We start from the raw sequence: 13,078 nt of genomic DNA, 5'->3' as shown, positions 1-13,078 counted from the left end.
ACGGTCTCTCCTTAGGCTTCGATCTGTCCGGCCATCTGCTGGATCTTGATGACGACGAACTCGGCCGGCTTGAGCGGCGCGAAGCCGACCAGGATGTTCACGACGCCGCGGTCGATGTCGTTCTGGGTGGTGGTTTCGGCGTCGCACTTGACGAAATAGGCGTCGCGCGGGCTGCTGCCCTGGAAGGCGCCCTGGCGGAACAGGTCCTGCATGAAGGCGCCGATGTTGAGCCGGATCTGTGCCCACAGCGGCGAATCGTTCGGCTCGAACACGACCCACTGCGTGCCGCGGAACAGGCTTTCCTCGATGTACAGCGCCAGCCGCCGGACCGGCAGGTACTTCCATTCCGACGCCAGTGCATCGGCGCCGGCCAGCGTGCGTGCGCCCCACAGCAGGTGGCCGGTGACCGGGAAACTGCGCAGGCAGTTGAGTCCGACCGGGTTGAGCACGCCGTTCTGCGCGTCGGTCATGGTGTAGGTGAAGCCCTGCACCCCGGAGAACGAGGCCGCGAGGCCGGCCGGCGCCTTCCACACGCCGCGCTGGCCGTCGGTGCGGGCGATGATGCCGGCGACCGCACCGCAGGGGGCGAAGTCGGCGAGGCGGTTCTCGCTGAGCGGGTCGGGCATGCGCAGGCGCGGGAAGTAGGCTGCGGCGTTGATCGCATCGTCGTTGCCGATCGTAGCGCGCAGGCCGTTGACGCCGGTTTCGGCGGTCGCGATGGCGGTGCTCGCGTTCGCAGTCCATGCGGCTGGCGCATCGATGATCAGCATCGCGCGCCGTTCCTGGCAGTAGGCGGCGGCAGTCGCCCAGGTCGCGGCCACCAGGTCGGCGACGAACGAGGGCGGCGGAATGCACAGCAGGTTGAAGAGGTCCGCCGCCTCGAGCGCGTACAGCCCGGTGCGTGCGTCGCGGTCTCCGGCGATCTGGGTGTCGGTGATGGCGCCGCCGTCGGTGGCGGTGGTCGTGGCGTTCGCCGTGCCATCGACCGGACTCTCGTCGGCCGGGGCGGATGTCCTTACCCTGACGAGGGCGGACTGCGCCTTCAGCACCGTATCCACGAAGCGCGCGCTGCCCGGGCTGACGGAGACGTTGCGGAACGGTTCCGAGGCGACCACGGTGGTGCCGCCGGCGCGGTCGAGTTCCTCCACCGTCAGGTTGAACAGCAGCGTGTCCGACGTGTCTCGGGTCAAATGGTCGACCCGCGCCCGCAGGCGATTGCCCCAGGTGCCGGGGCTCGCGGCCTCGAGTACCAGGTTGCCGGAGGTGGTCGCCAGCGTGATCGTCGCGGTGTCGGTGTCGGCATCGCCATTGAACACGCGTACGATCAGGGCATCACGGCCACCGTGCTGGAAGAAGTGACTGACCGCGTAGGACATCGTGCTCGAGCGCGACAGCCCGCCGAACAGGCGGCTGTACTCGGCGAAACTCTGTACACGGATGGCGCGGTCGACCTCTCCGCGCAGGGCGCGACCGATGAAGGCGGTAATCGACGTGGCGACACCGGTGATCGTGCGTACGCCACTCGGAATCTCCTCGATGTAGACCCCGGGGTAACTCAGGACTGACGGCATGGACGCTACTCCTCGGCTGGGCAGGGCCGGGCAGAGCCGTATGCGTCAGGGAATCGGGCGCGCTGGCGGGGCCGGCCTCGAAATACCCCGATCGATCCCGCCGGTGGCAACGGATGCTTGCCTGGCGGGTCGTACGGGAATCAGCATGGGGTGCCAGTCCTGCAGGTCGAGCGGGAGAAACAGGACCTCATGCGCGGTGCTGCTGCTCGACTGCCCAAATGGGGCCGTCAGTGCTACCAATCTAGATCACGCGATTGCGAATGCAAATACGGTTGCATTTTATGGAATATGAGTAACACGAGCGTCCATCCCCATCCGTCGCAAGGTTTGCGACACGTCCGGGCTCCCGCAGGGTGTGTCCGTGCGTGCTCAGGGCCCCTCCCGGGCTGTTAAGCTTGCGGCCTTTCAATCCTGTCGCGATTGCCAATGAGCACTTCACAACTGCAATTGTTCCAGGCGGCCGTCATGCAGTCGTGGAACGCGATCGTCATCACCGATGCGGATCTTGCCGGCGGCTGCCGCGTGCAGATCGCCAATCCGGCATTCTGCGCGATGACGGGCTACACGCTGGAGGAATTGCGCGGGCGCACCTTGAGCATGCTGCAGGGCCCCGACACGGATGCAGAAGTGATCGAAGACCTTCGTACCTGCCTGCGGGAGGCGCGCTTCTTCGAGGGCACCGCGACCAACTATCGCAAGGACGGCTCGAGCTACATCGTTCGATGGAACATCTCGCCCGTCCGCGACGACGAAGGCGTGCTGACGCATTTCATCTCGGTGCAGCAGGACATCTCCGAGCATGTGCGCACCGAGCGGGAGAATCACCTTCTCGCCCGCGCGCTGGACGCCACCAGCGACCCCGTATTGCTAACGGATGCGCAGGCGCGGATCATCTTTGCCAACACGGCCTTCACCGAGCTCAACGGCTACTCGGCGGCGGAGGTCCGCGGCCGCACGCCGGCCCTGTTCAAGTCGGGCATGCATGACGAGGCCTTCTACGCCTCCTTGCGCCGTTCGCTCGCCTGCGGGCGGGATTTCCGCGCGACCTTCATCAACCGGCGCCGCGACGGATCGCTTTATCACGCGGAACAGAGCATCTCCCCGATCTGCGATGAGAAGGGACGGGTCACGCATTACGTCAGCGTGAGCAAGGACATCTCGAAGCGGGTCGACATGGAGCAGACCCTGCGCGACGCGGCCACCCGCGACATGCTCACCGGCCTCTACAACCGCCATCGCGGCGAGCAACTGCTCGAGGAAGCGGCGGCCAACGCGCGCACCGACGGCGGCCAGCTGAGCGTGGTCGTGTGCGACGTCGATCATTTCAAGCAGGTCAACGACCGGTTCGGCCATCCCGCCGGCGACCGCATCTTGGTCGAGATCTCCCGCATCCTGAGACAGTCGGTTCGGGGCCACGACGCGGTCATCCGTTGGGGCGGCGAGGAGTTCGTGATCGTGCTCGATGCCTGCCGGCAGGCCACGGCGATCGATCTCGCCGAGCGCATTCGTGCGCGCGTCGCAGCCTATCGGGACAGTGAGGTCGGCAAGGTGACCCTGTCCTTGGGACTCGCCACGCTGGCGCCCGGCGAAATGACGGACGCGCTCTTCGCGCGCGCGGACGCTGCGCTGTACCAGGCCAAGCGTGGTGGCCGCGACCGGCTGTCGATCGCGCCGCAGCCCGACTGAGCGCGCGAGAGGGGCGGTCCACGGCCCGACAGCCTGCGTCGACGGGGGCTCTGTTGTATCCTTCGGCTTTGTCACACGTGGCAGCGGGTCTGTACTCTCGATGAAAGTCTTCGGTTTCGCCGGCTGGTCCGGCTCGGGAAAGACCACCCTGGTCGAACGCCTGATACCCGAGTTCACGGCGCGCGGCTTGCGCGTCTCCGTCATCAAGCATGCGCATCACGGCTTCGATCTCGACAAGCCGGGCAAGGACTCCTGGCGCCATCGCGAAGCCGGCGCGACCCAGGTGCTGATGCTCTCCAACGACCGCTGGGTGCTGATGCACGAATTGCGCGGGGCTCCCGAGCCGACGCTGGATGAACAGCTGCGTCTGCTCGAACCCTGCGACCTCGTGCTGATCGAAGGCTACAAGGCCGCGGCCGTGCCCAAGATCGAGATCCATCGGCCAGCGCACGGCAAATCGCCGCTGTGGCCCGAGAATCCGCACGTGGTGGCGGTGGCGAGCGACGCCGAGCTCGACTGTCCGTTGCCCTGCCTCCCGCTCAACGAGCCGGCCGTCATCGCCGGCTTCATCCTCGACTATCTGGATGTCCAATGAACGGCAACATGCTTTCCTTCGACGAGGCTTACGAGAAGCTGCTCGGCTTCGTCCGTCCGGTCCGCGAGATCGAGAACGTCGACACCATGGTGGCCGCTGGCCGGGTGCTTGCCGTCGCGCTGAACTCGACGATCAACCAGCCGCCGATGGACAACTCGGCCATGGACGGTTACGCGCTGCGCGCGGCCGACGTGCCAGCCGTTGGCACTCGCCTGCCGGTCAGCCAGCGCATTCCGGCCGGCAGCGTTGGCCATGCACTGCAGCCGGGCACGGCGGCGCGCATCTTCACCGGCGCGCCGCTACCCCCGGGCGCCGACACCGTGGTGATGCAGGAGCTGTGCGAGCACGACGGCGAGCATGTGGTGATCAATACGGTGCCCATGCCGGGCGAGGCCGTGCGGCGGATGGGCGAGGACATCGCCGAGGGTGAGCAGGTCCTGCCCGCCGGGCTGCGCCTCACACCGCAGGCCGTGGCACTGGCGGCCTCGGTGGGCGCCGCGCAGCTGCCTGTGTATCGACGCCTGAAGGTGGCGGTGTTTTCCACCGGAAGCGAGCTCGTGATGCCGGGCGAGCCCTTGCCGCCCGGCGGCATCTACAACTCCAACCGCTTCATGCTGCGCGCGCTGCTCGTGGGGCTGGGCTGCGAGGTCGAGGACTTCGGCATCGTGCCCGACCGCCTCGACCAGACCCGCGATGTGCTGCGCCGCGCCGCCGAAGGCCATGACCTGATCCTCACCAGCGGCGGCGTTTCGGTCGGGGAGGAGGACCACGTCAAGCCGGCGGTCGAGGCCGAAGGCAGCCTCGACATGTGGAAGATCGCAATGAAACCCGGCAAGCCGCTGGCCTATGGCCGCGTGCACGGCGCGGCCTTCATCGGCCTGCCCGGCAACCCGGTGTCGAGCTTCGTCACCTTTCTGCTGATGGTGCGGCCCTTCCTGCTGGCGACGCAGGGCGTACGCGAGGTGGCGCCGCAGTCGCTGATGCTGCGCGCCGATTTCGACTGGCCCCGGCCCGACCGCCGGCGTGAGTTCCTGCGTGCGCGCATGAATGCCCAGGGCGGCGTGGAGCTGTTTGCCAACCAGGGGTCGGCAGCGCTCAACTCCACCGTCTGGGCCAACGGGCTGGTCGACATTCCGGCCGGTACGCCGGTGGCGTGGGGCGAACAGGTTCGCTTCCTGCCCTATGGCGACCTGCTGCATTGAGCGCGAGATCGCGAGAGGACCGAGAAGATGACTGTGAAAGTGCTGTATTTCGCCAGCCTGCGCGAAGCGCTGGGCAGGCCTGCCGAGGAGCTTGCCTTGCCCGCCGGTGTGGCGACCGTCGGCGGCCTGCGTGCCCACCTTGCCGCGCGCGGTGAGAACTGGCAGGCCCTGGGGGAAGGGCGCAACGTGCGCGCGGCGGTCAACCAGCGCATGGTCGGCGCCGATGCGACCGTGGCGAGCGGGGACGAAGTCGCCTTCTTTCCGCCGGTGACGGGGGGCTGAGCCGTGACGCAAGCGCTTCCTTTCGTTGCCAGCGTCAGCGTGCAGCAGGCCGACTTCGATGTGGGCGGCGAGATTGCCGCACTGAGCGAGGGGCGGCGCGACGTGGGCGCGATCGCCAGTTTCGTCGGGCTCGTGCGCGATCTCAATGACGGCAGCGGTGTCTCGGCGATGACGCTCGAGCACTACCCGGGCATGACCGAGAAGGCGCTGGAGGAAATCGTGGAGCAGGCCCGTCAGCGCTGGTCGCTGCAGGGCGTGCGGGTGATTCATCGCTTCGGGCGGCTGGAGCCGGCGGATCGCATCGTCTTCGTCGGCGTCGCCAGCCCGCATCGGGGCGAAGCCTTCGCCGCCTGCGAGTTCATCATGGACTACCTGAAGACCCGCGCGCCGTTCTGGAAATGCGAGGAAACGCCCGGGGGGGCACGCTGGGTCGATGCGCGCGAGAGTGACGATTCGGCCGCCGCCCGCTGGCAGGATCGGGACTAGCGGATCGGGCGGGGAGCCCTGCGGCGGCTGGCGTGCGGATGATGACACGCCGTCTTGCCGGATAGAGGGAGATCAAAAAAAACGGCGCCGCGTGGCGCCGTTTTGCATACCTGGCCCGAAGGCTTACTTGCGGCCTTTCGGCTGCTGCGCGAGCGCCTGGAAGGCCTCGGTCGAGGCACGCGTCATCTGCTCGAACGCGGCACGCGTGGTGTCCATGGCAGTCTGCATCGCGCCCAGTGCGTTCTGGTCGGCGATCGGCATGCCCTTGAACATCTTCTGCATGGCGTCGAACATGTCGTGGCTGCCGCTGGTGAGTTGCTCGCCGACCAGCTTGCCGAAGGCAGCCTGGGTGGTCGTCGTGATCTCGGCGATCTCACGGGCGCAGGCCAGCATCTTCTCGGTCGTGGCCTGGGCGTAGTGAGCACGCAGGTCCATCATGTCCTTCGGGTCCTTGGCCGACGACAGCGCCTTGGCGTTCTGCACGCCTTCCTCGAACAGGCTCTTGGCGGTGGAGACCTGGATTTCCATGATGCGCTGCGAGTTCTCGATCGAGAGCTGGGCGAGTCGCATGGCAGCCTCGAGATTCTTCTTCTGAAGTTCGTTGAATTGGTCCTGCTTGGTAGCCATACACACCCTCCGCTCGCGATCTGAATTGTCTGGAATCCGTGAGGTCCCGGGCTTGCGCCGCGGTTGAAGCTCTGAACATTCGGCATGATCCTTGCCGAAGCGACCTCGCTATCGACAATAGCACAGCCGTCCGGAGGTCGTGCGCAAACCTTGGATCCGAGGGGGGAAAGGCGAAGGGTTGTTGCGATGCAGCAACAATTTGAATACCCATTCTGGGCTGCGGCGGCGGCCGCTTGCGAGCACTCAGCCGATGACGGGGCGATCTGGAAGCCCCTTGTGGAGCATGTCTTCATCATCTGCGAGAGCGCGTGGGAAGTGCCGGACGAGGAGGGCATGAACGTCGTCGATCGCCGTATTCAGTCCGTCTTCGACCCCTCCCCGGCGGAAGTGGGCGAGGGCGGCGTCGATCGTTCGACGCCAGGTCTCGGCCGGCACCCGTTTCGCGAGTGCGCGGTCGGCGAGGATGTCGATCTCATGCTCAGCCAGCAGCATGTAGATCAGCACGCCGTTGTTGTGTTCGGTGTCCCAGACGCGCTGCTTGCCGAACATGGTGAGGGCTCGGTCAGCGATCACCGATTCGATCGGTTCGTTGCGCAGCAGGTTACGCCATAGATAACGCAGCGGCAGGCTTGCCTCGATGCAGAGGCAGATCTGGCCATCGTGCTCGCGCTCGCTGGCGGCGATGCGTTGCTCCAGGCGGTCGAACCCAGTTTTGCCGAGGGCCTTCTCGGCATCGTGGGCGTCAAGCCACAGGTGCCGCAGCAGCCGCATGAGCTTACCCATTCACCACCTCCCCGATGCGCCGCCGCCGCCAAAGCTGCCGCCGCCACCCGAGCGGAATCCGCCGCCGGAACCAAAGCCGCCGGAGCGGCCCCCGCCCCAGATGACCGGCCCGCCACCACGGTGGAAGCCGCCCGGGCCACCGCGTCCGCCGCCGCCACCGCCAATGCCGAGCGCCAGCACGAAGAGCAGTGCAGCGATGCCCGCGCCGATCCCCAGCAGCAGACTGCCGGTGAGCAGCTTGACGATGAATCCCGTGGCGCCGCCCGTCAGCGCCGAGCCGAGCTTGCGCCCGAACAAGCCTGTCAGGAATGAGGCCGCGAAGGGGATCGCAACGAACAGGAAGGCACCGAGATCCTGCAGGTCCAGGGCCTCGGTGGCAGTGGTCCGCGCGGCTGGCAGCGGCAGGTCCTCGCCGCGGATCAGGCGCATCAGGCCATCGACGCCGGCCATCAGGCCGCCAGCGAAATCGCCTTGGCGGAATGCGGGGGTGATCAGCGCGTCGATGATGCGATAGGCCGCGAGGTCGGGTATGGCACCTTCGAGCGTGCGGGCGACCTCGATGCGGACAGTGCGGTCGTCCTTGGCGACCACGACCAGAACGCCGTCGCCCACGTTCTTGCGCCCGATCTTCCAGCTGTCAGCCACGCGGTAGGCGTAGGCAGCGATGTCCTCCGGCGCCGTGGTCCGGACCAGCAAGACCACGATCTGGCTGCCGCGCTCCCGCTCGAATGCAGCGAGGCGACTGTCGAGTTCGCCGATCTGTTGAGCGTTCAGGGTGCCGCTGTTGTCGATCACCCGTGCCGTCAACGCCGGCACCGGTTGCACCGCCTGCGCCAGGACGGTCGACGAGAAGATCGCGCTGAGCAAGACCACGACGAGCCCGCGCGCCAGGTGGGCGAGCCACGCGTTGCCCTCCCACTCTTCTCTGCAGGCCGAAGACGGGTAGGGCAGCACCGTGCGCATCATCTGCCGAAGCCGTCAGCGTGCGCCCTGAGCGCCGAAATCGACCTTCGGCGGTGACGAGATTTCGGCTTCGTTCGTCACCGTGAAGCCGGCCTTGGGCGAGTAGCTGAAGATCATGGCGGTCAGATTGGTCGGGAAACTGCGCGCCAGGACGTTGTACTGCTGCACGGCCTCGATGTACTTGTTGCGTGCCACGGTGACGCGGTTCTCGGTGCCCTCGAGCTGAATGCGGAGATCCTGGAAGCCCTGGTTGGCCTTGAGGTTGGGATAGTTCTCCGAGACTGCGAGCAGCCGCGAGAGCGCGCTGCCGAGTTGCCCCTGCGCTTGCTGGAAGCGCTCCATCGCCTGCGGGTCGTTGAGCATTTCGGGTGTCACCTGGATGGCGGTGGCGCGCGAACGGGCTTCGATGACGCGACTCAGCGTTTCCTGTTCGAAGTTGGCCTCGCCCTTCACCGTCTCGACGAGGTTGGGGATGAGGTCGGCGCGGCGCTGGTACTGGTTCAGCACTTCTGCCCAGGCCGACTTGGTCTGTTCGTCGAGGCGCTGGAAGTCGTTATAGCCACAGCCACCGAGCGTCAGCGAGGCGCTGATCAGCAGGGCCAGCGGAAAGTGTCGGGCGAGTCGGGCGATCATCAAGGGCCTCCGGTCGGACATGAGTCGGTCTCGGCGGACTTTAGCAGGTTGCGCCGCGCTTGGTGCGGACGCAGCCTTGCTTCGAGAGGGCTTCGGCAGGCCGCTCTCGCGCGGGCGTTCCTGAGGTCGATGCCCGACGTCCGGCGTTTCTTGTTCTCGCTCAAGGTTTTGGGCTGCAACGGACCGTACGCTTCGGCCTACTGCGAAACCGGCCGCAAGCTCCAACTTTGTCCGGCAAACGACTTTCAGGATGGAAACCCGATGTTCGACAACGCTGTTCACCCCTTCGACGCTCGCGGCGTCGCCAAGCGCTTCCGCCACGCCGCCATCTTCGGCGCCCTCGAGTCGCTCGAGGACGGCGAGACGATGCGATTCGTGAACGATCATGACCCGCTGCCCCTGCTGGGCCAGATCCAGCAGCGCTATGGCAATCAGGTGGGGATCAACTATGTCGCGCGCGAGCCCGGCAACATCGTGATCGACTTCCGCATCCAGCTTGGCGCGTCGGCAGAGGCCGCGCCGGCGGTTGGCGCAGCGGCAGCAGCCGGTAGTTGCGGCGGCGGCCACGGCTGCGGTTGCTCGGGTGGCTGAGGCGCACCCGTTGCCTCATCGATTCATCGGGGCGGTCCGGGCGGTGTCTAGAGCACCTTCTCGATCGCCCTGATCACATCGGGTGCGTCGGGCCTGGTCCTGCTCGGGAAGCTGGCGACCACCTTGCCGTCGCGGTCGATCACGTATTTGTGGAAGTTCCAGCGCGGCTCCTCGGCCTGGCGGGCAAGTTCGCGGAACAACGGGTGGGCGCCTGCGCCACGCACCGGAATCGTGGCGAACATGTCGAAACTGACGCCGAAGTTCACGAAGCAGACCTCGGCAGCCTTGGCCTCGCTGTCTGCCTCCTGGTCGAAATCGTCGGACGAGAAGCCGACGACCTTCAGCCCCCTGTCCTTGTAGCGCTGGTGGATCGCCTCGAGTTCCTTGAACTGGTTGGTGAAGCCACAGTGGCTTGCGGTATTGACCACCAGCACCGGTTGCCCGGCAAAGCGTTGGGCGAGGTCCACCGTCTCGCCCGAGTGCAGGCGGCGAAGCTGATGGTCGAACAGTGCCTGCTGTGCAGAGGCGCCGGCCGTGGTCAGGAGCAGGCTGGCACCGAGCAGCAGGGACGAGACGAGGGTTCGAGTGCAGCGAACGGATATGATCGGGACTCCTTCAAGCGTGCTCCATTGACCGCGCGGCGCACGCGAGGTTCGCCGCGCCGCGCGCTCGGGACTCACAACAGCGCGATGGCGTCCTTCTCGCCGCGCTCATACACCACGTTGGCACGACCGACCAGCAGCGGGTCGAGCGGACCGATGCGGTCGATGTCCTTGTTGGCGTACGGCATCTTGTGCAGCACGTAGCGCAAGGCGTTGAGGCGCGCGCGCTTCTTGCAATCGGACTTCACCACCGTCCAAGGTGAATCCGCGGTGTCCGTGTAGAAGAACATCGCCTCCTTGGCCTTGGTGTAGTCGTCCCACTTGTCGAGCGAGGCAAGGTCGATCGGCGACAGCTTCCATTGCTTGAGCGGATGGGTCTCGCGTTCCTTGAAGCGGCGGCGCTGCTCCTCGCGGCTGACCGAAAACCAGAACTTGATCAGGTGGATGCCGCTGCGCACCAGGTTGCGCTCGAACTCGGGCACCTGGCGGATGAACTCGTTGTATTCGTCGGGCGAACAGAAGCCCATCACGCGCTCGACGCCGGCGCGGTTGTACCAGGAGCGGTCGAACAGCACGATTTCGCCGGCCGTGGGCAGGTGCTGGATGTAGCGCTGGAAGTACCACTGGCCGCGCTCGATTTCCGAGGGCTTCTCCAGCGCCACCACGTGCGCGCCCCGGGGGTTCAGGTGTTCCATGAAGCGCTTGATCGTGCCGCCCTTGCCGGCGGCATCGCGGCCCTCGAAGAGGATGACCACGCGCTGGCCGGTTTCCTTGACCCAGGCCTGCAGCTTCAGCAATTCGACCTGCAGTCGATACTTCTGCTTCTCGTAGGCCTTGCGCGACATCAGGTTGCGGTAGGGGTAGCCACCGCTGCGCCAGTCGGGAGCGAGCTCCTCGTCGGGGTTGGCGGTGTCGCCCTCGATGTTGGCCTCGGCTTTCATCAGGGCGCGGCGCAGGGCATGGATGTCGTCCGGCGATGCGCCGGCGAGGATGGCCTCGAGCGCCTTCACCGCGGCGCCGGGCGTCGCGGCTTCGTGCTGCAGGATCTCGGTGAGGGCGACGAGCTTGGAGCCGCGTGCGGCGGCGGTCGCCTGCTCGAGTTCGAAGCGCTCGATGCCCTCCGGGGTGAGTTCGGGTGCGGTGTCGCCACGTTGCACGGCGCGGGCGCGCCGGTTCGTCGTCCGGGCGCCCGACGGCGTGTCGGAATGGGTGCTGGTGTCGCGCTTCCGCGCGTGCGTGGTGGTTTCGCGTTCGCTGGTCGTCATGCTTGGCCCTCCGCAGTTGCAACACTGCACTTTACTATCAGAAGGCCGTTCGGTGCCCGAAGGCGGGCGATGGACCGCTTACAGCCTGAATCGTCCCACCGCAGCCTGCAGTTCCGCAGCGCGGGCCGAAAGGTCGCGCGCTGCGCCGGCGGCCTCCCGCACCGCACCGCTGTTGTTCTCGCTCATCGTCGCGATCTGCTCGACATTGCATGCGATCTCGGTGCTGGCCGTCGATTGTTCGACCAGGGCCTGCGAGATTTCCTCGACGGCCGAAACGACTTCGCGCGAGCCGGTGTTGATGTCTTCGATGGCCTTGCCTGCGCGGTCCGACAACTCCACGCTGCTGCGTACGTTCTCGCTCTGACGACGCATGGTCTGGACTGCACGTTCCGTCCCGGAATGAATCTCGCTGACGATGCGGGCGATCTGGTCGGTCGAGCTGGAGGTGCGCTCGGCGAGCTTGCGCACCTCGTCGGCCACGACGGCGAAGCCGCGGCCCTGATCGCCGGCGCGCGCCGCCTCAATCGCGGCATTGAGCGCCAGCAGGTTGGTCTGGTCCGCCAGCTCGCGGATGATCGTCACCACCGACGAGATCTCCCGGGAATGCACGCCCAACTCCTCGATGCTCTCGGTTGCCTCGGCGACCTCGCGGGCGATGCGGTTGATGTCGGCCACCACGTTGCGGATGGCATCCGAGCCGCTCCGTGCGGCTTCGCCGGACTGCTTCGCCATGCGGTCAGCGTCGGTCGCGGAGTTCGACACGTGGTTGATGCTGACGGTCATCTCCTCGACCGATGCGGCCATCGACGTCGCGGACTGGGATTGTTCGTCGCTCGCCGACGCGATGCTGTCGGAGGCGGCCGAGAGCTGCTCGCTGGCCGCAGCAATGTGATTGGCGTTGTCGCTGATGATGCCGACGAGGCCCTTGAGCTGATTCACCATCTCGCGCAGCGCGAACAGCATGCTCGAGCGGTCGCTTGCCCGCAGCGCGATGTCGACCGAAAGATCACCACTCGCGACCTGGCGCAGCAGCTTGTTCGCGTAGGCCGGCTCGCCACCGACCTGGTTCATCACCGCGCGATAGATCATGAAGCCCGTGACGGCACCGAGCACGAGCCCCGCCGCCATCAGCACCACCGTGATCGCCAGGGCGCGCGCGCCATCAGCGGCCGCGCGGGCCGCGTCGCTGTTCGCACGCGCCACCTGGGCGGCGTTGATCTCATCCAGCGTGGCACCGAGCGTGCGCGAAACCGGCAGCATCGCTTCGTACTGGCGACCGTACTGTGCATGCAGCTCGGCGAAGCGGTTGAAGTCCTCGGCCTTCGACGCCTCGGCCATGCCGGCGATGGTGGCATCCAGTCCGACGTAGTGCTGCCGCCATTCCTTGTACTGCGCAAGCATCACGTCGTGCTGACGCTGCGCCTCGGCCGAGACCCGCGGAAGCTTGTCGACCTCCCCGAGGCGTTGCTCGACGGCCTCCCACGACGCCGCACGCGCCTTGGCGACGTCGTTGAGCACCGCCGTGGTCTGCTCGGCCGGGAAGCGAAGGTTCAGCACCTCGAGGGTCTGGCTGCGGATTCGCATGCGCTCGATGTTGAGCATGCCGTAGCCGACCGTCGCCGGCAGGCGTCGGTTGGCCAGGTCGTCGATGTCCGCGGTCATCGACCGCTCGCTGACGATGGCGTAGCCGCCTACGAACAGCAGCAAGGCCAGGATCGTGCCGAAGCCCAGCGTCAGCAGGGCGCGCAAACTCATGTCTTTCATGAAAACTCCTCAGCGCAGTGGGGGAGTC

At 66.6% G+C, this 13,078-nt stretch carries 14 protein-coding genes; 6 read left to right on the top strand and 8 right to left on the bottom strand.

From position 1 onward, the window contains the following. Positions 1-11: 11 nt before the first annotated feature. Complete coding sequence (locus tag C664_RS01915; protein ID WP_004252093.1) at positions 12-1,571, bottom strand: phage tail sheath family protein; 1,560 nt, start codon at positions 1,569-1,571, stop codon at positions 12-14. 426 nt (positions 1,572-1,997) lie between these two features. Between C664_RS01915 and C664_RS01910 the strand changes: the two genes are divergently transcribed. The 5 genes from C664_RS01910 (at position 1,998) to moaE (ending at position 5,822) form a co-directional block, all read left to right on the top strand. Further along, positions 1,998-3,257, top strand: a complete 1,260-nt coding sequence (locus tag C664_RS01910) for a sensor domain-containing diguanylate cyclase (RefSeq protein ID WP_038010517.1) — start codon at positions 1,998-2,000, stop codon at positions 3,255-3,257. 100 nt (positions 3,258-3,357) lie between these two features. Then, the gene (gene mobB, locus C664_RS01905; RefSeq protein ID WP_004252084.1) at positions 3,358-3,852 is read left to right on the top strand and encodes a molybdopterin-guanine dinucleotide biosynthesis protein B; all 495 of its coding nucleotides are present in this window, start codon (positions 3,358-3,360) and stop codon (positions 3,850-3,852) included. Beyond that, complete coding sequence (locus tag C664_RS01900) at positions 3,849-5,054, top strand: molybdopterin molybdotransferase MoeA (RefSeq protein WP_004252072.1); 1,206 nt, start codon at positions 3,849-3,851, stop codon at positions 5,052-5,054. The genes mobB and C664_RS01900 overlap by 4 nt, the downstream gene beginning before the upstream one ends. 27 nt (positions 5,055-5,081) lie before the next feature. Beyond that, positions 5,082-5,336, top strand: a complete 255-nt coding sequence (moaD, locus tag C664_RS01895; protein WP_004252068.1) for a molybdopterin converting factor subunit 1 — start codon at positions 5,082-5,084, stop codon at positions 5,334-5,336. Positions 5,337-5,339: 3 nt separating this feature from the next. After that, entirely contained in the window at positions 5,340-5,822 is a 483-nt protein-coding gene (moaE, locus tag C664_RS01890) for a molybdopterin synthase catalytic subunit MoaE (RefSeq protein WP_004252066.1), read from the top strand. Between the two features lie 123 nt (positions 5,823-5,945). Here moaE and C664_RS01885 read toward each other — a convergent pair whose 3' ends face one another. The 4 genes from C664_RS01885 to C664_RS01870 all read right to left on the bottom strand — a co-directional run bounded on the left by C664_RS01885 (position 5,946) and on the right by C664_RS01870 (position 8,828). Beyond that, entirely contained in the window at positions 5,946-6,449 is a 504-nt protein-coding gene (locus C664_RS01885) for a phasin family protein (RefSeq protein ID WP_004252063.1), read from the bottom strand. Positions 6,450-6,692: 243 nt separating this feature from the next. Then, complete coding sequence (locus tag C664_RS01880; protein WP_004252060.1) at positions 6,693-7,232, bottom strand: TPM domain-containing protein; 540 nt, start codon at positions 7,230-7,232, stop codon at positions 6,693-6,695. Further along, positions 7,233-8,198 (bottom strand): TPM domain-containing protein, encoded by a 966-nt coding sequence (locus C664_RS01875; RefSeq protein WP_004252058.1) that lies wholly within the window; start codon positions 8,196-8,198, stop codon positions 7,233-7,235. A gap of 12 nt (positions 8,199-8,210) precedes the next feature. Further along, positions 8,211-8,828 carry a LemA family protein gene (locus tag C664_RS01870; protein ID WP_004252056.1) on the bottom strand — a complete coding sequence of 206 codons (618 nt, stop codon included), beginning with the start codon at positions 8,826-8,828 and terminating at the stop codon, positions 8,211-8,213. Between the two features lie 261 nt (positions 8,829-9,089). Here C664_RS01870 and C664_RS01865 point away from each other — a divergent pair, with 261 nt between their 5' ends. Beyond that, complete coding sequence (locus tag C664_RS01865; RefSeq protein WP_038010664.1) at positions 9,090-9,419, top strand: DUF2249 domain-containing protein; 330 nt, start codon at positions 9,090-9,092, stop codon at positions 9,417-9,419. Positions 9,420-9,466: 47 nt separating this feature from the next. Here the strand turns inward: C664_RS01865 and C664_RS01860 are convergent, their stop codons facing one another. From C664_RS01860 to C664_RS01850, 3 genes are all read right to left on the bottom strand, one after another. Continuing rightward, positions 9,467-10,099, bottom strand: coding sequence for a glutathione peroxidase (locus C664_RS01860; RefSeq protein WP_004252053.1), 633 nt, complete (start codon positions 10,097-10,099; stop codon positions 9,467-9,469). Continuing rightward, positions 10,096-11,286: a polyphosphate kinase 2 gene (ppk2, locus tag C664_RS01855; protein ID WP_004252050.1), complete on the bottom strand. Its 1,191-nt coding sequence runs from the start codon at positions 11,284-11,286 to the stop codon at positions 10,096-10,098. The genes C664_RS01860 and ppk2 overlap by 4 nt, the downstream gene beginning before the upstream one ends. Positions 11,287-11,364: 78 nt before the next feature. Further along, positions 11,365-13,050 carry a methyl-accepting chemotaxis protein gene (locus C664_RS01850; protein WP_051019095.1) on the bottom strand — a complete coding sequence of 562 codons (1,686 nt, stop codon included), beginning with the start codon at positions 13,048-13,050 and terminating at the stop codon, positions 11,365-11,367. Positions 13,051-13,078: the final 28 nt, after the last annotated feature.

The sequence above is a fragment of the Thauera sp. 63 genome (assembly GCF_000310165.2).
GTDB lineage: Bacteria > Pseudomonadota > Gammaproteobacteria > Burkholderiales > Rhodocyclaceae > Thauera > Thauera humireducens.
This window is presented reverse-complemented; position numbering and strand designations above follow the sequence as displayed.

What these genes read in the sequence shown, in the direction of transcription:
- mobB (WP_004252084.1), top strand. Translation starts at nt 3,358, where the DNA reads ATGAAAGTCTTCGGTTTCGCCGGCTGGTCCGGCTCGGGAAAGACCACC.
- C664_RS01915 (WP_004252093.1), bottom strand. Translation starts at nt 1,571, where the DNA reads ATGCCGTCAGTCCTGAGTTACCCCGGGGTCTACATCGAGGAGATTCCG.
- C664_RS01875 (WP_004252058.1), bottom strand. Translation starts at nt 8,198, where the DNA reads ATGATGCGCACGGTGCTGCCCTACCCGTCTTCGGCCTGCAGAGAAGAG.
- C664_RS01910 (WP_038010517.1), top strand. Translation starts at nt 1,998, where the DNA reads ATGAGCACTTCACAACTGCAATTGTTCCAGGCGGCCGTCATGCAGTCG.
- C664_RS01865 (WP_038010664.1), top strand. Translation starts at nt 9,090, where the DNA reads ATGTTCGACAACGCTGTTCACCCCTTCGACGCTCGCGGCGTCGCCAAG.
- ppk2 (WP_004252050.1), bottom strand. Translation starts at nt 11,286, where the DNA reads ATGACGACCAGCGAACGCGAAACCACCACGCACGCGCGGAAGCGCGAC.
- moaD (WP_004252068.1), top strand. Translation starts at nt 5,082, where the DNA reads ATGACTGTGAAAGTGCTGTATTTCGCCAGCCTGCGCGAAGCGCTGGGC.
- C664_RS01870 (WP_004252056.1), bottom strand. Translation starts at nt 8,828, where the DNA reads ATGATCGCCCGACTCGCCCGACACTTTCCGCTGGCCCTGCTGATCAGC.
- C664_RS01850 (WP_051019095.1), bottom strand. Translation starts at nt 13,050, where the DNA reads ATGAAAGACATGAGTTTGCGCGCCCTGCTGACGCTGGGCTTCGGCACG.
- C664_RS01885 (WP_004252063.1), bottom strand. Translation starts at nt 6,449, where the DNA reads ATGGCTACCAAGCAGGACCAATTCAACGAACTTCAGAAGAAGAATCTC.
- C664_RS01900 (WP_004252072.1), top strand. Translation starts at nt 3,849, where the DNA reads ATGAACGGCAACATGCTTTCCTTCGACGAGGCTTACGAGAAGCTGCTC.
- C664_RS01880 (WP_004252060.1), bottom strand. Translation starts at nt 7,232, where the DNA reads ATGGGTAAGCTCATGCGGCTGCTGCGGCACCTGTGGCTTGACGCCCAC.